The organism is Flagellimonas profundi (genome assembly GCF_017313275.1).
Lineage (GTDB): Bacteria > Bacteroidota > Bacteroidia > Flavobacteriales > Flavobacteriaceae > Flagellimonas > Flagellimonas profundi.
This window is the reverse complement of sequence record NZ_JAFLNM010000001.1, coordinates 904096-924932: the sequence shown is the minus strand read 5'-3', so window position 1 is coordinate 924932 and position 20837 is coordinate 904096. Positions and strand designations below refer to the sequence as shown.

Below are 20837 nucleotides of genomic sequence, written 5' to 3'. Positions count from 1 at the left end.
GTTATCGAATCAAATTTACACTGTTAGTAGCGTAAACCCATCAAACGTATCTTAAAATAGTATTAAAAACCCAGTTATATGGACATTTCCATGATCAAAAAGTCATTTTTCCTTTTCGTTCTATTCCCAACCTTCATTTTTGCGCAATATACCGATGTGATTAATTCCAATAGACCTGGAAGGGCTGCCAGTGCCTATTCCGTTGGTAAAAATGTGATTCAGGCCGAAGTTGGAATGCTGTATGAACAACAGGACAATGCCGAGCTAAATTCCGACTCCAATATTTTTGGGGCCGATTATGCCTTTAGGTACGGATTGCTTTTTGAAGAGCTGGAAATAATTGCCGAAGGGTCCTTTATTACACAAAACATAACCTATCCCGATTTTGGCATAGAAGGCAAACTGACCAACTTTTCGCGCAACCGGGTAGGTTTAAAATATTTGGTTTTTGATCCCTACAAAGATCCTGAGCGCAACAAACCCAATTTATATAGTTGGAGAGCCAACAATCTGTTCCAATGGAAGAATTTGATTCCGGCCATATCAGTGTACGGTGGTGCCAATTTTGTAGTCGGCGATAATCCATTTTACCCCGGGGAGCCCACAGTTTCCTACCGAGGGGGCATACAAACACAGAGCAGGCTTTCCCCGAGGTTTGTGTTGATTTCCAACATTGCGTATGATCGCATTACCACCGATTTTCCGGAATGGCGCTACGCCCTGTCCATAACCCATGCTTTTCGCGACCCCCGATGGAGCGTTTTCTTTGAAGGCCAAGGAATTTCCGGGGACCGTTATTCCGACATTATTTTAAGAACCGGTGTGGCCCGCTTGATCAACCCCAATTTTCAGGCAGATTTCCATTTGGGTTCCGGCTTTAAGAACGACCCTTCCCGATTATTCGTAGTGCTTGGGTTCTCTTACCGTTTGGATTTCCATAAAGATGAGCTCATCCCCATTAACGAGCAGCAATCGGGCGTCAATGGAAAAATCAAAAAGAACAGCAACCGAAAAAAATCGAGAAATCGCAGAAAAAACAAAGGTGGGGGCATAGATTTTTAAGTTTTGCACAAACTTCATTTTTCTACTGCAAGTAATATTCATAATATTGGGGATTAATTTGCAAGTATGGTTTCCGTTAAACAGGTTCAGTCCAAATCCGACCTTAAGCGTTTTGTAAAATTTCCATTTTCCCTGTACAAGGATTCCCCATATTGGGTGCCACCCATCATCAAAGATGAAATGGCTTCTTTTGACAAGGACAAAAATCCTGTTTTTAAAACGGCGGAGGCCCAATTCTTTTTGGCTTACCGGGACAACAAAATCGTGGGGCGCGTAGCGGCTATCATCAATTGGCTGGAAGTAAAGGAACAAGGACTCAAAAAAATGCGGTTCGGTTGGTTCGATTTTATCGATGACATGGAGGTTTCCAAAGCCTTGTTGGACAAGGTCCGTGAAATAGGAAAATCCAATGACTTGGAATATATGGAAGGCCCCGTTGGCTTCTCGAATTTGGACAAAGTGGGCGTACTTACCGAAGGTTTCGACCATATCGGGACCATGGTTACCTGGTACAACCACCCCTATTACCAATCGCATTTTGAGCAGCATGGCTTTACCAAGGAAAAGGAATACCGCGAAAGCAAGTTTTTGGCTTCCAATGCAGACCCAAAACTATTTGCCAAGGCCAATGTATTGATCAAAAAGCGCTATGGACTTCGGGAGATGAATTTTGAAAAAAGTTCGGAAATTATGCCCTGGGTGGACAAGATGTTCGACCTTTTTAACGATACCTATGCCAAGCTGTCCTCCTTTGTAAAGATTACCGATATCCAAAAGGAATATTTCAAGAAAAAGTACATCAGCTTTATCAACCCGGAGTATATCAAGTTCGTGGTGGACTCAGATGATAATTTAGTGGCTTTTGCCATTGTGATGCCCTCTTTCTCTGAAGCCTTGCAAAAGGCCAACGGTAAGCTGTTCCCCTTTGGTATTTTCCACTTGCTCCGTGCCCGAAAACACAGCAAAGATGCCATTTTCTACTTGATCGGCATCCACCCCAAATATCAGAACAAAGGGGTGACCTCCATAATTTTCAACGAGTTCCACGATACCTTTAAAAAGCGGGGCGTGGTGAATTGTATTCGTACCCCCGAACTGGAAGATAATTTGGCCATACAGCAAATGTGGAAGCATTTTGACCCCAAGGTGATCAAGCGTAGGCGGACCTACGTAAGAGATCTATAAGCCCTCTTCTTTTCACGTCTTTCGTTGGTCAATGCGACAGGGAGCAGCATCATTTAGAAAAAATCCAATTGGATTTTGTAATTTGACAGCTGTTATCGATTTCCATCGATATTTCCATAGCGCAGCATCCCCTTTACATCTTAAATTCGTGGTGATGAAAACCGTAAAATTGGTTCTGGAAAATCGCACTGGCCTTTGCCGTCGCTCACAAGCCCCAAACCACAACGAAATCATAGCCGAGACGGTTATGCCCCACGCTATGAAAACATCTTGGATAGATGAAGTATCAGACATATAAACCATATAAGGACTTAGCATCCATAGTTAAGTTTTATTGGACTTTGGAAGTGCCTTTTGACCCAAAAAATCAAAAGCAAAAAATTGTGCCTGACGGCTGTATTGAAATGACTTTCAATTTTGGCGACAAGATAAAAAGATATACTTCAGAAAATGACTTTATCCTTCATCCCAATGCAATGGTAATGGGACAGAGAACAAAATCATATGACATCTTACCCGTTGGTAATGTTGACACATTCGCCATCTGTTTCTACCCTGTTGGGTTTGTAAATTTTGTGAAATCACCTCTTGAAAACCTGGTTGATAAGGAAACTCCTATTGCGGAGCTTTTTGGGGAAGCAGAAGCCAATGAATTAGAGCGACAAATGATTCAAGCTATTGACACCCAAAAGAGAATTGATATAATTGAAACCTTTCTTCTAAAAAAACTTAATGAAAGAACCACAATTAGTAATATCGTGAAATCAACAGTTGATACTCTTCTCAAAACAAACGGAACGACTCCAATAAATGTCATTTTGAAGGATGATATTTCAAAAAGAAAACAACTTGAAAGACATTTTAAAAAACAAATTGGCATAAGCCCTAAGCAATTGGGCAAAGCTATTCGACTGCAAGCAAATTTACATTTGTTGCTCAATAAAAAATCAGAAACGTTGACAGACATTGCTTACGAGAATGAATATTTCGACCAAAATCATTTCATAAAAGATTTTAAAGAGCTTGTTGGAGTGACTCCAAAGGAGTTTTTGGGCAATGAAAATATGACTCTATCTGCACTTTTCTACAAATAAATTTTGAGGTGTCGCATTTCTACTATTTTGACTTTTTACCTACCCTTATTTTTGCAATTGAATTAAAATTAACACATCAATGGCAGGCAAAGGAATAATTTTAGCTTCGTTGGTTTCTGCAATATGTTTTGTTTCATGCACCAATTCGGACAGGACAAACTCTAAAGCAACAACAGAAGATACTTTATCAAATTCAAAAGAAAAAGATATGCAAAGCTATATTTCAATGTTTGAAATTCCAGCAACGGATATTTCACGAGCAATTAATTTTTACCAGGCATTATTGGACATCAAAATTGAAAAAATGGATGTTGAAGGAATGCAAATGGGAATATTTCCTTATGAAGGACAAATGGTAACAGGTGTCATAATTCAGGCAGATGGATACAAACCATCAGCGGACGGAGTAACAATGTACTTGAACGCAGGAGAAAATTTGCAAATAGTCCTTGACAAAGTAGAGAAAAGTGGCGGACAAACATTAGTGCCTAAAACCGCTCACGCTGACGAAAGTGGCTATTTTGCAATATTCCTTGACTCTGAAGGAAACAAAATGGCTCTTAACTCACCGAACTAAAGGAGAAAAGAAAAAGCGAACGTACAACAATATAAAAAGTAATAGCGGTTCGGGTGCAAACTCGGACCGTTTTTGCGTTCAATTAAGTATCTTTCTATGTAAATAGCAGTAATCCTTAATTTGCTAATCCGAGAATGGGGGTATCCAGTCACATTGAGGGAATACTTAACGGAATGTTCCTGATCATCCTTGGATTAATATGGAATAAAGTTGATTTATCAAACAAATGGTTAAAGATTACTTTTTGGTCTGCTGTTTATGGAACTTTTGCAAATTGTTTTGGAATTCTAATAGCTGCCATTTTCAATGCAGGGAAAATGCTGGGTATTGCAGCCAATGGACAAGAAGGTACTCCTGTCATTGAAGGAATTGTAACATTTTCACTAATATCATTATCAATTGCAATGCTGGTAGTTTCCGTTGCTGTTCTAGTTGGTTTAAAACACAAAATGAAAAGTAGCTAACACTATATATAAGCCATTAAAACGGCATACATACTAACCGTTGCGCTTTATTATTTTATCAAGATAATTGCCTAAAACCTATAATTATGAATAATCTCAAACTAAATGCACTAACAGTTATCATATCAAGTATCATCATGGTAGGGTGCCAAAACGAATCAAAATCAACTGCTATTGCTCCAAAAAAATCAGAATCCGAATTAAAAGAAATCATAAAACAGCAGGTGGACAGTCTGTACCTGGAATATGAGAAATTCGGTTTTGAGTGGATAGACTTTTATGAAGACGAATTTATTGCCATATACCCAGACAGTCCCGTAAAAAAAGTAACCAAAGACTCATTGATCGCCCAATGGGAAGGCATTTATAAGAAATACGATGTTCAACTTGTATCCAGAGGCAAACCCAATGTTATAGTTTCTCAAGATATGGCCGTTTCATACAATAGCTTTAATGAAATTTTTATCGATAAAACTTCCATGGACACCATAAAAAATGTGGGGACATACATTGTGAACTGGAGAAAACAAGAAGATGGTTCATGGAAAATAGCTTTTGAAACCTTGCAAAACAATTAATCTCTTCATTAAACTTAGCAGTAAGTTATAAATTGAGCTTTATCATGAAAAAACTCCTGTTGCTCTCGCTTTTGTGGTTAATTTCTGGTTGCTCAAAGGAAAATTTGGAAAAGGAGGAGCAAATAAAAACGTATTATGAAGGGTTCAAAAATTCGGATTATAATCAGATTATATGAGAGTGGATCTTCTTTTTGAGAAAACAGCCAACCGTGATGCCTTGTTTGAATTTGCAAAGCGGGCCATTTTATCCCTTGAAAATGTTGCGCCCGAAAGCAAGTTCTGGAACATGCAAAATATGGGTGACCCACAAATAGGCATTGCAGGGCCAAAATCCATCTACAAGAATTATACGACCGTGGACAAAAACAATTTTTCAATAAAGGAAACAAAGGAAGGGTTTAAAATTAGCGGATATCTTAGTTTTAGTGATAAGCAACAACGAGCGATTAGTAAATGAGAGTTTAAAACAGATATCCAGCATATATGGGGAGGACAGGGTGCTACGCTTGCATGGTGTAGTGGCCGATGGACGTAGCGATGATTTTGCCTATTTTCAGCCAAAAGTACCCAGCGTCTACTTTTTTATGGGAGGATCCAATTATGAAAAAGGGATTATTGCCCAAACACACTCACCAAATTTTAACGTGGACGAAAGTTGTATAAAAACAGGGGTAAATCTTTTTTCCTCGCTAATTGTAGAGCGTTTGAACCAATGAACCACTTTATTGGATCAATATATGCGGAACAACTAATTTTATTGTGGAGAAGGCTTCTTTTTGATAGCTTTATGGTATTAACCATTAGCTATGAAAAAGATTGCGTTAACCTTAATCACCATTGTGATTTCAGGATTAAGTTCCTTCGGGCAAAGCTCTGATTTTATCGGGACTTTTGTAAATGACACCCATAGCATTTCCATTCAGTTTAAACGAGTAGGTGATGAATATCATGGCATGCTTGCGGCCGTTGGGGCAAGTTTTGCGATTAGGGCAACCGGATCATTCAATAAAATAAACGGAGAATTATATGGGTTGGACGGCCCTGTGGGTTTTGAGGCCGTTTTGGATGGGACCAATATGAGCGTCCGTGCCACAGGGTACAATGAACCTTTTTATAAATATTCTGATTTGCACAACCTGGGAAATTTTGACCTGAGACCCTACATGAAGGACAATAGTGTTATTGCTGGAAACAATTCAGGAATACGGCCAAGCGGCCCACCTCCATCACAAAACAACAATACGCAGTATCCGGAACTGAACAACCAAGGTTTATTTAATGTTATTTCAGGGAGTCAACTGGTTTTTTATCAGCGTACCTCTTCTGTAAACGATAGTATGGCCAGTTCCATTACCTATGTGAATTTCTGTGCCAATGGAACATTTTCCATGAATACCGATGGCTCTTTCAGTGTTGAAGGAAGTTTTGGCGGAAATGCGCAAGGAACTTCCTATGGGAATAATTCGGGGACATGGCAATTGGTGTCATATCAAGGGCAGCCCGCCGTATACCTACAATACCATAACGGAAATACCAGCTTAAACCCCTTTAACGAAAACGAAGTGCGACAAGGTAGATGGAGACGGGGCAATACCCAATACGCATTGCAGCGGAACAAAGTCCGCTGCAATTAAATATTTTATAAAATATAGGGATTATTACTCTCCCATTGCTGCAGCTACCGCAGCCGAAAGTCTTTTGTAAGTTCCGTTCTCCAGACGTTCCCTGATCGCTGAAAACGCATCAAGGGTTTCCTCGATATCTTTCATCGTGTGGGTTGCTGTTGGAATCAAACGTAGTAGAATCAATCCCTTAGGAATTACGGGATACACTACGATTGAACAGAAAATTCCGTGGTTTTCACGCAAATCCTTAACTAAGGCCATTGCCTCGGGAATACTTCCATTCAAGTAAACAGGAGTTACGCAACTAGTCGTGGTTCCTATATCAAAACCTCTTTCCTTCAACCCATTCTGAAGCGCGTTCACGTTTTCCCAAAGCTTAGCTTTAAGTTCAGGCATGGTGCGCAACATGTCAAGTCTTTTCAACGCCCCTTTAACGTAAACCATGGGCAACGATTTGGCGAACATTTGAGAACGAAGGTTGTATTTTAAGTACTCAATAATTTCTTTATCTGCAGCTACAAATGCTCCAATACCTGCCATTGATTTGGCAAAAGTTGCCAAATACACGTCAATTTCATCTTGTACACCTTGCTCCTCTCCTGCTCCGGCACCTGTTTTACCCAAGGTTCCAAATCCGTGCGCATCATCGACCAAAAGTCTAAACTGGTACTTTTTCTTAAGGTCTACGATTTCTTTCAAAATCCCTTGCTCACCTCGCATACCAAAAACACCTTCAGAAATCACCAAAATCCCTCCTCCGGTCTCATTGGCCAATTTAGTGGCGCGCTCCAAGTTTTTCTCCAAACTTTCGGGATCGTTGTGCTTAAAGGTAAAACGCTTGCCCATGTGCAAACGGACTCCATCGATAATACAAGCGTGGCAATCCACATCGTACACAATAATATCATCTTTGGCCACCAAAGCGTCGATAACCGACATAAATCCTTGATATCCGAAGTTCAATAAGTAAGCTGCATCTTTATGAACGAATTCTGCCAATTCGTTCTGTAATTGTTCGTGATAGTCGGTATGACCGCTCATCATACGGGCCCCCATCGGGTAGGCAGCACCGTGTTCCATGGCAGCTTCACCGTCCACTTTTTTGATTTCAGGTAGGTTAGCGAGACCCAGATAGTCATTGATACTCCACGTTATTACGTCTTTTCCTTGAAACTTCATTCTGTTGGAAATAGGTCCTTCCAATTTTGGAAAAACAAAATAGCCTTCTGCCTGTGAGGCCCATTTGCCCAAAGGTCCTTTGTTCTCAATGATTCTATCGAATAAATCTCTCATCTACATTAATATTAATTCATCTGCAAAAGTATAGATTTTTATGAACCTCGCATAACGAAATTTTCATATAAAAAAACGGCAATGGATTTTCATTGCCGTTCTTGAGGTATTATAAGGTACTGGTTTATTTAATATACTTGATTTCTTCAGGAACCTCGGCATCTTGAATATCAAAAAAGCCTTGGTTGTCCATCCATTCGTTGCTATAAACCTTGCTCATGTATCTTGAACCGTGGTCAGGGAACACAACAACAACATTACTGTCCTCGGTAAATTCTCCTTCTGTGTTCAATTGGTACAACGCTTGAGTAGCGGCACCACTGGTATACCCTGCAAAAATACCTTCTGCATGGGCCAATTTACGGGCCATATGGGCACTTTCACCGTCGGTTACCTTAATATATCTATCAATACTATTGAAATCGGTAGCAGTAGGAATCAAGTTTTTACCCAAGCCTTCTATTCGGTAAGGATAAACTTCATTATGATCGAACTCACCGGTTTCGTGATATTTTTTCAATACTGAACCGTAAGCATCAACACCTAAAATTTTGATTTTTGGGTTCTGCTCCTTCAGATAACGAGCAATACCCGAAATGGTTCCACCAGTTCCGCTACAAGCTACCAAATGGGTGATCTGACCATTGGTCTGCTCCCAAATTTCCGGACCTGTACTGGAATAGTGGGCCTCAATGTTCAACTCGTTAAAATATTGATTGATGTAAATGGAATTCGGTGTTTCGCTATGCAAACGTTTTGCCACTTCGTAATAGGAACGTGGGTCGTCCGCACTTACATGGGCTGGACAAACGTAGACGTTTGCTCCCATAGAACGCAACATATCAATCTTGTCCGGGGATGATTTTGAACTTACGGCCAAAATACATTTGTATCCCTTAACAATACTCACCATGGCAAGGCTAAAGCCTGTATTGCCTGATGTGGTCTCAATAATGGTGCTACCCGGCTTAAGAATACCTTTACGCTCGGCTTCTTCTATAATATGAATCGCAATTCTATCTTTTGAAGAATGTCCTGGATTAAAGCATTCCAGTTTAGCATAGAAATTTCCAGTAAGAGGGGCGGTAATTCTGTTTAGCTTAACTAAGGGGGTACTTCCAATTAAGTCTAGGATATTGCTGTACGCATTTATCTGTGTCTTCATAACTGGTATTAGGTAGGGAACATTCCCATAACTATATTAGAAATGTTCCGTGCAAATGTAACATTTTATTTTTAAAGGGCTTTTCCTTCAAGGTCTAAAATAAACGCATATTCCTTTGCTGTTTCTTTCAAAGCTTCAAATCTGCCCGATGCTCCACCGTGCCCGGTATCCATGTTGGTATCCAAAAACAAGAGGTTGTCGTCCGTTTTATATTCCCTTAATTTAGCGACCCACTTAGCTGGTTCCCAGTATTGTACTTGAGAATCGTGCAGACCTGTGGATACATACATATGTGGATATGCCTTAGCTTCTATATTGTCGTAAGGTGAATAGGATTTAATGTAATCGTAATAATCCTTTTGGTTCGGGTTGCCCCATTCGTCATATTCCCCAGTGGTCAATGGGATGGTATCATCCAACATGGTTGTGACCACATCCACAAAAGGAACAGCTGCAATTACCCCATGGTACAATTCAGGTTCCATATTAATAATGGCGCCCATTAACAGTCCACCAGCGGAACCGCCCATGGCATATAAATGTTCCGAGCTGGTATAATTACGCTCTATCAGATATTTGGAAACATCGATAAAATCGGTAAAGGTGTTTTTTTTGTGCAATAATTTGCCGTCCTCGTACCAAGGCCTTCCCAAATACTCACCACCGCGAACATGTGCAATGGCGTAGATGAAACCACGATCCAACAAACTCAAACGAATGGACGAAAAATAGGGGTCGATGGTAGCCCCGTAAGAGCCATAACCGTATTGCAGCAACGGACTTGTGCCGTCCAAAGGGGTGTCCTTATGATAAATTACGGAGATAGGCACTTTTTTTCCATCCCTGGCCGTGGCCCACAAACGCTCGGTTTTGTAATTATCCTTATCAAACTTGCCGCCCAAAACCTCTTGTTGCTTCATAACCGTTTTGGTTCGGTTTTCCATATCAAAATCGATGATGGCATAGGGCTCGCCCATTTCGTTGTAGTAGTAGCGTAGTACTTTGGTATCAAAGTCCAGGTTGACGGATGGCCCGGCCACATACGTTTCACTATCAAAAGGCAGGTAATAGCTGTCGGAACCATCCCATTTGGCAATCTTCATTTGGTTGAGACCATTGTTACGTTCAGTAACCACGTAATAGTCTCTGAAAATCTCAACATCTTCCAATAGAACATCCTCTTGATGCGGTATAAATTCCTCCCAATGTTCTGATGATGTATTATTCTCGCTTGTTTTCATCAACTTAAAGTTGGTGGCACCGCCCTTGTTGGTAAGCACATAAAAATCACCCTCAAAATGGGAAATGGAATACTCCACTCCCTTTTCTCGTGGTGAGAACACCTTGAACTCCCCTTCCGTATCATCTGCGTCCAAAATTCGATATTCCGATGTAAGCGTGCTACTGGAGCCGATTACAATATATTTTCTGGATTTGGTCTTATACACAAAAGTGTTGTAGGTGGAATCCTTTTCATGGAAAACCAGTTCATCCTCCTCGGAAGAGGTTCCCAATACGTGCTTAAAAATCCGGTCCGAACGTAAGGTGACAGGGTCTTTCTTTGTGTAAAAAAGCGTTTTGTTGTCGTTGGCCCAAACGGAGCTTCCCGTTGTGTTTTCAATGATATCGGGATAAATCTCCCCTGATTTAAGGTTTTTTACCTGAATGTTGTACTGTCTCCTGGAAATGGTATCCGTTCCAAAGGAAGCCATGGTATTATCGGGACTGATGGAAACACCCCTCAAGTTGAAAAACTCGTGCCCCTCGGCCATTTGGTTGCAATCGAACAACAATTCTTCAGCCGCTTCCAAGCTTTCCTTTTTTCTGGAATAAATCGGATACTCCTTGCCTTCTTCGTATCGGGTAATGTACCAGTAACCATCCAATTTGTAGGGAACCGAAGAATCATCTTCTTTGATCCTGCCCTTCATCTCCTTAAAAAGTTCTTCCTGAAATTTCTCGGTATGGGCCGTCATTTTATGAAAATACTCGTTCTCAGCGTTCAAGTAATCCAGAACCTGTTGGTCTTCCCTGTTGTTCATCCAATAATAATCATCGATTCTAAGATCGCCGTGCTTCTCAAGTTGCGTTGGATGCTTAGGGGCCACAGGGGGATTTATATTCATGGATTCGTCTTTATTGTTTTTGCAAGCGGTCGCAAAAATAAGGCATAAAACCAGAATAGAAATTCTTGCATTCGTTTGTTTCATTGGAAAGTGTTTTAGCCAATTTACTACTTTTGATATTACATTTGATAAATATTAATGTATTGCTTGTTTTGACAGTGGTCCGACAAGCCTAAAATTTAAAGATATGTTTGGAGATCTAATGGGAATGATGGGTAAAATAAAAGAGACCCAAAAGAAAGTTGAAGAAACCAAGGAACGATTGAACACCGTGATGATCGATGAAGCATCCTCGGATGGGCTCCTCAAAGTTACCTTGACGGCCAATCGTGAAATAAAATCCATTGCCATTGATGATTCCCTTTTGGAAGATAAGGAGCAATTGGAAGATTATTTGGTACTGACGTTGAACAAAGCCATTGAAAAAGCCACGAAGGTAAACGAAGCGGAATTGGCGGCCGTGGCCAAAGAAGGTATGCCAAACATTCCCGGAATGGATGCTTTTATGAAGTAAAACACCCCTGAAATTATATTAAGGGGCATTTTTATACTTGTCTGGTCGAGCGCAGTCGAGACCTTTTTAGATTTCTCGACTGCGTTCGAATTAACATTCCTAACCAATACTTTTCAAAACCTTTAGGAAATGCTCATGCATGGCATTGGTATAGTCCAAATGGGTAACAATACGCAGTTTACCTTGCCCCATCCCGATAATGGACACTTCGTTTTTGGTCAGTTGTTCCAAAAATGCTTCGGACGACATTTTAGTTTCATTAATTTCAAAAATGATGATATTGGTCTCAATGGGCTCCACTTTTTTGATAAAATCCAATGATTCCAGTACTTCTCCTATTTCTTCTGCTTTTTTGTGGTCTTCAGCAAGTCGGTCGATATTGTTATTCAAAGCATAAATACCGGCAGCCGCCAAATAACCCGATTGACGCATTCCGCCGCCAAACACTTTTCGGATACGCAATGCTTTGTCTATATCCGCTTTGCTGCCCACCAAAACAGAACCTACGGGGCACCCCATGCCTTTGCTCAAACATACGCTGATGGTATCGAACAACTTCCCGTAAGCTTTTGGGTCTTCTTGCTTTTTCACCAAGGCGTTCCACAGTCGGGCACCATCCAAGTGGTATTTTAAATGGTGTTCATCGCAGACTTTTCGGATTTTTTTCAATTCCTCAAAATCCCAACAAGCGCCACCACCTTTGTTCGTAGTGTTTTCTATGCAGACCAACGTAGTCAATGGGCTATGGTAAAAATCCGGCGGATTTATGGAAGCCTCCACCTGTTCGGCTTTCATCATACCACGGTCACCATCTACCAATTTACAGGAAACACCACTATTAAAGCTTACTCCTCCCCCTTCATAATTGTACACATGGGCATATTTATCGCAAATTAACTGGTCTCCAGGTTGCGTGTGTATTTTTATCGCCGTTTGGTTGGTCATGGTGCCGCTTGGAAAAAAAAGGGCGGCTTCCATACCAAAATACTCGGCAACTTTAGCTTCCAATTCATTTACAGTAGGGTCGTTTTTAAATACATCATCTCCTACTTTTGCATTCATCATGGCCTCCAACATTCCTGTTGAAGGTCTAGTGACAGTGTCACTTATCAAGTTTATTTCCATAAAATATTTTAGTCCATGCAGTCCATTCCAATAGGTGAACCATCAGGGATTTTTTCAACAGGTATCAATTTAAATTCAGATGGTTTCTTCATAAACGCATCGATTCTTTTTACCATTTCTGCTGCTACCGCGTTTTTACCATCGCTCAACAATTGGGTTTTTAGATTGTTCAAAGCCTCATTGGCCATGGCATTCACTTGTGGATGCACATCATTGTGGGCCGCCAAATTCATGATGTGATAAAGAACTCTAAAATTGATGGTATGCTGTACTTCTTCTTCGTAATCATTACGGTGAGAAAGGTCAAAAGTACCTTTAATGGTCTCCTCCAATACTTCTTTTAGACCCATTTGGTTTTTGTCCAGACTTTTTTGCTGGATCAATCTTGAAGCACGCTCTGGATGAAGTAAAAGTTCCAAGGTCATATCTGCCGCTGTTTCTGCCGCTGAAAGGGCATCAAAACTAACACCTGTTCTTCCTTTAAAGGATTCCCTGGAACGACCAAAACCAACGGCTCTTGGAGGGAAAAGTTCAAGTTTGTTCTTTGGTATGGCAATAACCTCGGCATCCAATGTTTTTAAAATGGATTCCATTGCTGCTTCCTGCACAGCTTCGTCGACGGGCACCACAGGGGTTTGCCCACCAGCTTTAACAGCATAATTGTAATCCAAACCACCAATAACTTTGGATACCGCTTCGGTCTGGTATCTATGGAAGAAATAGATAGGGACAAAAACATCTTCCAAAACAGAATAAGCTTCACCTGTTCTAACATTGTCTATGGAAAAGTTTTCAATAGCTTTTTCCCGTATTTCCAACATGTCGTCCAATTCCTGACTAGCACTTTTTCCGTTGTCCCATAAGTGGGCCAACAGATGAGCTCCTCCTTTTGGACGGGCATCTTGATCGGAAATATATCGTAACCCATCGTCCTGTGCCTTTTTTAAAATAGCATTTAATGCATCTTGTTCATTGGTGCTATTTGGAAAATCAGAATAGGCATAGGCTACGGTTACCTTATCCCACTCCCCTATTCCTGTATCATAAGCATTGTCAAAACTGATTTCACCGCCTTCCAACTCAAACTGTGGGTGTGGGTAATCCATTACAGATGCTCTATTGTTGGTACTTGCTGCAAAATTATGGGCGAATCCCAATGTATGTCCTATTTCGTGTGCGGAAAGCTGACGGATTCTGGCCAATGCCAATTCCAACATAGGCTCATAATTATCATCCCTTTCCTCAAAAGGCTTGTTCATTAGCGCCTGGGCAATCATAAAATCCTGACGGATACGCAAACTGCCCAAACTTACATGGCCTTTTAAAATTTCTCCCGTTCTTGGGTCTACTACACTGGCGCCGTAACTCCATCCTCTTGTAGAACGGTGCACCCATTGCACCACATTGTAACGGACATCCAAGGGGTCGGCATCATCAGGAAGTATTTTCATTTGGAATGCATCTTTGTATCCTGCTGCTTCAAAGGCCTGATTCCACCATTTCCCACCTTCCAACAAGGCTGAACGCACTGGTTCCGGTGTACCGTTATCCAAATAATAAACGATCGGTTCAACCGCTTCACTAACCGCGGCGTTCGGATCTTTCTTTTTTAATCGGTGTCTTCTAATAAATCTTTTTACCAAAGATTCTTGCACTGGTGTGGCATAGTCGTAATAAGAAAAAGGATATCCTCCACTGCGTGGATCAAAAAGTCGTTTTTCAAAATTATCATCTGGCAGCTCCACAAGGGAATGGTGCTGTGCAACGGTTACCAAACTAGGTGTTGGGGTTACCGAACGAATCCAAGCACCTTGGGGTTCACCTTTAAAGGTAAGTGTCACATCGAACTCCACATTTTTAGGAAACGCTTTGGTACGTTCAAAAGCCCAAGCACTTTTGGACTTGTCCAAACTATAAGTACCCTGTTTAGCTCGTTTTAATCGGTTGGAGACACCATGGGCGTCACGCATTAAAAAATCAGTGAAATCTATGAGGTAACTACCTTTGGACTCTTCCACAATCTCAAAGCCCTGTAAAATGGACTTGGCAAAGGCTTGCTCTACTGATTTTCTTTCCAAATCGTTGTTGGTGATCGCCCTGTAATCCAGGTTAGGCTGAACCAATAGTAGTTTTTTCCCTGCTTTACGGAAGAAAACTACTTGCTCATTCCCCAATTGTCCGCGATCTAGTCCTATATCATTACTTCCTATACCGCTGCTCAATGCATACACGTATAAAAATTCCTTTCCCAAATCATCAACCTGGAGATAGATTTTATCCGTGGAGTCATCATAGTAAAAATTAAAATAGCCATTGAACTTTTGAAAATCCTTGGCCTTTTCAAATGTTTGGGCCCCCAATGAGGAGCATACAAAGTAAAATAATGCGATGAGTGTAGTCGTGTTCTTCATAATCTGGTTGAAATATTGCCTTTAAAATTATGGAAATCATTTTAAATAACCCCTTGAAAAATCTTCTATTCCATTAAACCGTAATTTCATAAAATTTGAAGGTGATTTTTGAATATTCTTTTCTATAACATGCGGATTTTTGAATATTGTTAACCTCTAAAGCCAAATGAATTGCCTATATTAAAAGAAAAACAATATGGGTACATCCGAGGATAAATCTATCTTTTCCAGTTACGTTAAAAAAGAGGGTTTGTATGATGAGGTCTTTGATGAAAATGGAGGGGTCAAGTCGGGCTACCAAAAGCTTTTAGATCTATATGGCACAAGATCCATAGATGACTATGTCTCCCTTAACAACAAAGCAAAATCATCGTTTTTTAACCAAGGCATCACCTTTCAAGTTTATGGCAACAAAAAAAGCCAGGAGAAAATTTTCCCTTTTGACCTTTTCCCGAGAATTATTACCTCAGAGGAGTGGGAAATCATCGAAAAAGGAGCCATACAACGCAATATTGCGCTAAATCATTTTTTATGGGACGTTTATCACGATAAAAAAATCGTAAAAGATAAGGTGGTACCCATTGAGCTGTTAAGTTCTTCACCCAACTATCTTCATCAAATGATGAATGTGGACCCGCCAAACAAGATCTATAACCATATTTCGGGTACGGATATTATAAAACATTCGGATGGCAATTATTATGTGTTGGAAGATAACATACGTTGTCCTTCTGGAGTAAGCTACGTGATTTGTAACAGAACTGCCTTAAAAAGGGCGCTGTTCGGGGTTTTTAACCATTATAAGACCCACTCGGTAACCGATTATGCAGAAAATCTTTTGCATTTGTTGGAAACCGCAAAGCCACATGGGGTAGATTCCCCCGTAACCGTGGTCATAACACCGGGAATGTTCAACTCGGCATATTACGAACATTCCTATTTGGCCAAAGCCATGGGGGTTGAATTGGTTGAGGGACGCGACCTCTTTGTTGAAAATGATTTCGTGTACATGAAAACCACCCAAGGTCCTGTTCGTGTAGATGTAGTTTACCGTAGGATTGACGATTTGTTCCTTGACCCCATGGAATTTAATCCAGACTCTACTTTGGGTGTTCCTGGAATTTTTGCCGCTTACCGCAAGGGCAATGTTACCCTTGCCAATGCCCCCGGAACGGGTGTAGCGGACGATAAGGCCATTTACACCTACATGCCCGACATTATTAAATATTATTTGAACGAGGAGCCGATACTGAAAAATGTACATACCTACCATTGTAGCAGGCCAAAGGAATTGCAATATGTGCTGGATAATATAAAGGACTTGGTTATAAAACCCGTGGATGAGGCAGGAGGATACGGTATTTCCATTGGTAATCGATTAACCAAGGATGAAATTGAACGCGTAAAATCCGAGGTGAAGGCGAATCCCCGTAAATATGTGGCCCAGCCCATTATGTCGCTATCCGTACACCCCACGTATATAGACCAAAAGGAATCCTTTGAGCAACGTCATGTTGATCTAAGGACATTCACCGTGCTGGGCAAAGACGAACAATTTGTATTGAAAGGAGGGCTTACCCGCGTAGCCCTGAAAGAAGGAAATTTGATTGTGAACTCCTCCCAAGGAGGCGGTTCCAAAGATACGTGGGTCCTAAAACAATAATCATATGCTTGCAAGAGTTGCCAATAACCTATTTTGGATGGGTAGATACATAGAACGTGCCGAACACATCGCTCGTTTTATGAACGTAAACTATTTTTCATCATTAGATGCTCCGAACCAACTTTCACATTCGCGGGATTTTGTGTTACAATCCATGTTGTTCATGGTCGGCGACCCCGTTTTAGATCCGCAAAAGGAACTTAATGAAGAAGCGGTGTTGTTCGATTTGGGACTAAACCCCGCCAAGCCCTACTCCATTATCAGTAGTATAAAAATCGCCAGAGAAAACGCGAATAGTTCCCGTGATCTCATATCAACGGAGCTGTATGAAAGTTTGAACAAATTTTATCACTTTGTGATGAATTACCACACGGATACCTACCTTAAAACCAACTTGTACGATTTTACCATGAACATTACGGAAATGACAGCCGTTTTACGTGGTAAAATTAGGGGTACATTGTTACACGATGAAGTGTATGCCATCATCATGATGGGCGTGAACATAGAAAGGGCCATCCAGATCACCCGTATCATCAATACCAAATACAACGATGCCCTCATGGCTAAAGGAAGCTACAAAGATCCCATCGGCAATAGTTATGAATGGAGCACTTTGTTAAAATGCGCCGAATCCTATGATATGATGCGAAGGTTGTACAAAAAAACCCCCAATGGCACATCTACATTGGAGTTTTTATTATTGAACGGCAAATGCCCAAGATCGTTTATGAATTGCATCAACCAAGTTCACAAGCATATTTTGGAAATCGACAAAAAGGTGGAGTACTCCCAAAGTTCCACAGCATTTTTGGTTGGAAAAGTCAAAGCAGAGTTTCAATTTAAACAGATTGATGAAATATTGGAGGATATCCAAGGAAACTTGGACATGATTCTAAATAAAATGTTCAAAATTAGTGAAAGCATGGAGAAAGAATTCTTCAATTACTGATCCTTTTTTGAGTACCTTGGCACGATTGAAATTCACCTAGATGCTGTATGAATATGAAATAGATTATGACACCCGAAACTCTTATGAAAAAGGGTTGAACGAGGCATTCTGGCAGTTTTTAATCATTCCGGAAGAGAATGACACCCAAGAACTTACTTATTGGCATTTTGAGAACGATCTTGACGAAAACAACAGCGTTTCCGAAAATGGACTGGGATTTAAAACCGTGCAGGTACGTTCCAAAAAAGTATTGGACCATATTAAGTTCAATGCACACTTTAAACTCACTAAAAAAGAGGTCAATCCGTTCGATTTTGATCTGCCCTTGGACATTGATGAAGAACGAAAATTAGTGGATAGCTTGGATTTTAGGGTCGATTACGAACCTTACCTGAGAAATACGAGGTTCACTCAATTGCTCGAAGAGCATAAGTCCATTTACGCCTTCGATTCCAAAAAATCAATTTTTGAAAATTTGACCGACCTCAATCACTGGACATATGACCATTTGTACTTTAAAACCGGGGTCACGGATGTCAATACCAATTTGGACGAAATCATCGAAAACCGACATGGTGTTTGTCAGGATTTCACCCATTTATTCTGTGCCATAGCCAAACATCATGGGGTTCCAGCCAGATATGTATCCGGTTATTTACATCAAGGGCACGGTTTTTTTGGGGATTCACAAATGCATGCCTGGGCCGAAGCCTTTGTACCCAACGTTGGTTGGGTAGGTTTTGATCCCACAAACAACGTTTTGGCTAACCAAAATCACATAAAGGTCTGTCATGGAAAGGACTACACCGATTGTGCCCCTTTAAAAGGAGTCGTGTATACACTGGGCGAAAACGAAACGGAATATTCGGTGTCGGTAAAAGCCGCACAACAACAGTAAAATACCTAAGGTATTCTGCAGAAAGAAACTTATTTTTACCCAAAATACATTACATGGTAACTACAGATCAGCAAAAAGATCTTATTGAGCGCCTTGGTGCGTTAAGGAGGTATCTTTGACATTGATGCCAAACTTATTGAAATAGAGAATGAGGAAGAAAAAACCCTTGCTCCAGGTTTTTGGGACAATCCACAAGAAGCCCAAAAACAAATGCAATCCATCAAATCCAAAAAAAAATGGGTAGAAGACTTTGAGGAAGCCAAAACATTGATCGGCGACCTAGAAGTGTTTATGGAGTTTCAACAAGCCGACGAGGTTTCCGAGGAGGAGGTCACCAAACAGTTCGACAAAGCATCAGCTGCCATTGAAAAATTGGAGTTCCGAAATATGCTCTCGGATGAAGGTGATGAGCTTACCGCCGTGCTTCAAATTACGGCAGGAGCGGGTGGTACGGAAAGTTGTGACTGGGCCTCTATGCTGATGCGAATGTATATGATGTGGGCCGAAAAGAACGGTTACAAAATCAAGGAACTCAACTACCAAGAAGGCGATGTTGCAGGAATAAAGACGGTAACCCTCGAAATTGAGGGTGAGTATGCCTTTGGATGGCTCAAGGGTGAAAACGGGGTCCATAGATTGGTACGTATCTCGCCTTTTGACAGCAATGCCAAGAGGCACACCTCTTTCGCCTCTGTTTACGTATATCCGTTAGTGGACGACAGTATCGAAATCGAAGTGAATCCGTCGGATATTGAGATAACCACAGCACGGTCAAGCGGAGCTGGAGGGCAAAACGTGAATAAAGTAGAGACCAAGGTGCAATTGTTGCACAAACCAACAGGAATCCAAATTTCCTGTTCCGATTCTCGCTCACAACACGATAACAGGGCCACAGCCATGAAAATGCTGAAATCGCAGCTGTACGAAATAGAGCTTCGGAAAAAACAAGAGGCCCGTGCGGAAATCGAATCTTCCAAAATGAAAATTGAATGGGGTTCACAAATCCGTAATTATGTGATGCACCCCTATAAATTGGTAAAGGATGTGCGTACAGGCGAGGAAACAGGTAATGTGGACGCTGTAATGGATGGAGACTTGGATGCATTTTTAAAAGCATACTTGATGATGATGGGACAGAAAGAAGAACAAGAATAAAATTATAATCATGATTAAAATATACCATAACCCACGATGCCGAAAATCCAGGGAAGGATTGGCCATCTTGGAAAAATCGGGAAAGGAATTCGAAGTTGTAAAATACTTGGATGATGTACCAAGCAAAGAAGAAATTAAGACGTTGATCGAATATTTGGGAATCGCCCCAATTGACCTGGTCCGTAAAACCGAAGCCATTTGGAAGGAAAAATTCAAAGGAAAAACATTGACAGATGATCAGGTGATAACAGCGATGGCAGAAAACCCAAAGTTAATTGAGCGGCCCATTGTGGTACATGGCAAAAAGGCAGTTGTGGGAAGACCTCCCGAGAATATTTCAAGTTTGCTATAATTCTGATAACCAGTTAGATTTAACAATGAACAGGGCTATTAATCAAACCTAAACATTATATTTACCCCATGAAAACTACGCAAACTCTGTTTTTTATAAGCTTATTAATCGGTGTGTTTGCCATTGGCGAGGTGTCCGCCCAATATGGTTATGGTTCTCCTTATGGATATGGATCTCGCAGTCTGTACGGTCGAGGACGAACTGCTATTCCACAAGCAGGGCCTGTAGATAATCAAAAGGAAGAAACTCCACCTACCGCGGAAGAAATTGTGGATGAGCAAATGCCCTCAATAACTGAAGCTTTGGAACTCGACCCTTTTGAACAAGCCGTTGTGCGTACAACTTTGGTACAATCCGTTCAACAAAGGATAGAACTTCAAATTTTGCAGCTGGAACCGCTAAAAATGAAGTCCGAGGTGGAAAAAATCAAAAGAAGGCAAGACGCGGAACTTAAGGCCGGTCTATCAGAAGATAAATTCAATGCCTTTATGGAGCTACAGGAAAACCGTTTCAAGGCCACAAAGAAAAAGAAGCGCAAAAAGAATAAAAAGAATAAGGATTAACAATTCTTTAAGGTCATTCGCAGGATCAAATATGT

Annotated in this window: 21 protein-coding genes; 16 read left to right on the top strand and 5 right to left on the bottom strand. The window is 40.9% G+C overall.

The features are described 5' to 3' along the window. Nucleotides 1-78: 78 nt before the first annotated feature. The 9 genes from J0654_RS04230 (at nucleotide 79) to J0654_RS04190 (ending at nucleotide 6594) form a co-directional block, all read left to right on the top strand. Entirely contained in the window at nucleotides 79-1062 is a 984-nt protein-coding gene (locus J0654_RS04230) for a transporter (protein ID WP_207026409.1), read from the top strand. Between the two features lie 66 nt (nucleotides 1063-1128). Continuing rightward, on the top strand, nucleotides 1129-2247 hold the full coding sequence (locus J0654_RS04225) for an N-acetyltransferase (protein WP_207026408.1): 1119 nt from the start codon (nucleotides 1129-1131) through the stop codon (nucleotides 2245-2247). Nucleotides 2248-2525: 278 nt separating this feature from the next. Further along, complete coding sequence (locus J0654_RS04220) at nucleotides 2526-3341, top strand: helix-turn-helix domain-containing protein (protein WP_207026407.1); 816 nt, start codon at nucleotides 2526-2528, stop codon at nucleotides 3339-3341. Between the two features lie 79 nt (nucleotides 3342-3420). Next, the gene (locus tag J0654_RS04215) at nucleotides 3421-3918 is read left to right on the top strand and encodes a VOC family protein (RefSeq protein ID WP_207026406.1); all 498 of its coding nucleotides are present in this window, start codon (nucleotides 3421-3423) and stop codon (nucleotides 3916-3918) included. Nucleotides 3919-4052: 134 nt separating this feature from the next. Further along, complete coding sequence (locus J0654_RS04210; RefSeq protein WP_470299768.1) at nucleotides 4053-4382, top strand: styrene oxide isomerase; 330 nt, start codon at nucleotides 4053-4055, stop codon at nucleotides 4380-4382. 86 nt (nucleotides 4383-4468) lie between these two features. After that, a complete protein-coding gene (locus J0654_RS04205) occupies nucleotides 4469-4960 on the top strand; it encodes a Cif family virulence factor (RefSeq protein WP_207026404.1) in 492 nt (163 codons plus the stop codon). 172 nt (nucleotides 4961-5132) lie between these two features. After that, the gene (locus tag J0654_RS04200; RefSeq protein ID WP_207026403.1) at nucleotides 5133-5417 is read left to right on the top strand and encodes a hypothetical protein; all 285 of its coding nucleotides are present in this window, start codon (nucleotides 5133-5135) and stop codon (nucleotides 5415-5417) included. Next, a complete protein-coding gene (locus J0654_RS04195) occupies nucleotides 5386-5676 on the top strand; it encodes a M20/M25/M40 family metallo-hydrolase (RefSeq protein ID WP_207026402.1) in 291 nt (96 codons plus the stop codon). The genes J0654_RS04200 and J0654_RS04195 overlap by 32 nt, the downstream gene beginning before the upstream one ends. 90 nt (nucleotides 5677-5766) lie before the next feature. Further along, a complete protein-coding gene (locus tag J0654_RS04190) occupies nucleotides 5767-6594 on the top strand; it encodes a hypothetical protein (RefSeq protein ID WP_207026401.1) in 828 nt (275 codons plus the stop codon). Between the two features lie 24 nt (nucleotides 6595-6618). Here J0654_RS04190 and J0654_RS04185 read toward each other — a convergent pair whose 3' ends face one another. The 3 genes from J0654_RS04185 to J0654_RS04175 all read right to left on the bottom strand — a co-directional run bounded on the left by J0654_RS04185 (nucleotide 6619) and on the right by J0654_RS04175 (nucleotide 11253). Continuing rightward, complete coding sequence (locus J0654_RS04185) at nucleotides 6619-7878, bottom strand: cysteate-C-fatty acyltransferase (protein ID WP_207026400.1); 1260 nt, start codon at nucleotides 7876-7878, stop codon at nucleotides 6619-6621. Between the two features lie 124 nt (nucleotides 7879-8002). Continuing rightward, complete coding sequence (locus J0654_RS04180) at nucleotides 8003-9043, bottom strand: cysteate synthase (RefSeq protein ID WP_207026399.1); 1041 nt, start codon at nucleotides 9041-9043, stop codon at nucleotides 8003-8005. 71 nt (nucleotides 9044-9114) lie between these two features. After that, complete coding sequence (locus J0654_RS04175) at nucleotides 9115-11253, bottom strand: S9 family peptidase (RefSeq protein WP_207026398.1); 2139 nt, start codon at nucleotides 11251-11253, stop codon at nucleotides 9115-9117. Between the two features lie 103 nt (nucleotides 11254-11356). Between J0654_RS04175 and J0654_RS04170 the strand changes: the two genes are divergently transcribed. Further along, complete coding sequence (locus tag J0654_RS04170) at nucleotides 11357-11683, top strand: YbaB/EbfC family nucleoid-associated protein (RefSeq protein WP_207026397.1); 327 nt, start codon at nucleotides 11357-11359, stop codon at nucleotides 11681-11683. A gap of 99 nt (nucleotides 11684-11782) precedes the next feature. Here the strand turns inward: J0654_RS04170 and J0654_RS04165 are convergent, their stop codons facing one another. Then, nucleotides 11783-12808 carry a threonine aldolase family protein gene (locus J0654_RS04165; RefSeq protein ID WP_207026396.1) on the bottom strand — a complete coding sequence of 342 codons (1026 nt, stop codon included), beginning with the start codon at nucleotides 12806-12808 and terminating at the stop codon, nucleotides 11783-11785. Nucleotides 12809-12816: 8 nt separating this feature from the next. Then, nucleotides 12817-15219 (bottom strand): zinc-dependent metalloprotease, encoded by a 2403-nt coding sequence (locus tag J0654_RS04160; protein ID WP_207026395.1) that lies wholly within the window; start codon nucleotides 15217-15219, stop codon nucleotides 12817-12819. Nucleotides 15220-15415: 196 nt separating this feature from the next. Here J0654_RS04160 and J0654_RS04155 point away from each other — a divergent pair, with 196 nt between their 5' ends. The 6 genes from J0654_RS04155 (at nucleotide 15416) to J0654_RS04130 (ending at nucleotide 20802) form a co-directional block, all read left to right on the top strand. Beyond that, nucleotides 15416-16882 carry a circularly permuted type 2 ATP-grasp protein gene (locus J0654_RS04155; RefSeq protein ID WP_207026394.1) on the top strand — a complete coding sequence of 489 codons (1467 nt, stop codon included), beginning with the start codon at nucleotides 15416-15418 and terminating at the stop codon, nucleotides 16880-16882. 4 nt (nucleotides 16883-16886) lie between these two features. Continuing rightward, nucleotides 16887-17834: an alpha-E domain-containing protein gene (locus J0654_RS04150; protein WP_207026393.1), complete on the top strand. Its 948-nt coding sequence runs from the start codon at nucleotides 16887-16889 to the stop codon at nucleotides 17832-17834. 40 nt (nucleotides 17835-17874) lie between these two features. After that, nucleotides 17875-18732, top strand: a complete 858-nt coding sequence (locus J0654_RS04145) for a transglutaminase-like domain-containing protein (RefSeq protein ID WP_207026392.1) — start codon at nucleotides 17875-17877, stop codon at nucleotides 18730-18732. A 53-nt stretch (nucleotides 18733-18785) separates the two neighbouring features. After that, nucleotides 18786-19887, top strand: a protein-coding gene (gene prfB / locus J0654_RS04140) for a peptide chain release factor 2 (RefSeq protein WP_207026391.1) whose coding sequence is annotated in 2 segments (ribosomal slippage) — nucleotides 18786-18848 and nucleotides 18850-19887 — 1101 coding nt in all. Because the reading frame shifts where the segments join, the coding sequence is not laid out codon by codon here. Between the two features lie 10 nt (nucleotides 19888-19897). Further along, nucleotides 19898-20239, top strand: a complete 342-nt coding sequence (gene arsC, locus J0654_RS04135) for an arsenate reductase (glutaredoxin) (RefSeq protein WP_207026390.1) — start codon at nucleotides 19898-19900, stop codon at nucleotides 20237-20239. A gap of 68 nt (nucleotides 20240-20307) precedes the next feature. Beyond that, nucleotides 20308-20802 carry a hypothetical protein gene (locus J0654_RS04130; protein WP_207026389.1) on the top strand — a complete coding sequence of 165 codons (495 nt, stop codon included), beginning with the start codon at nucleotides 20308-20310 and terminating at the stop codon, nucleotides 20800-20802. Nucleotides 20803-20837 lie beyond the last annotated feature (35 nt).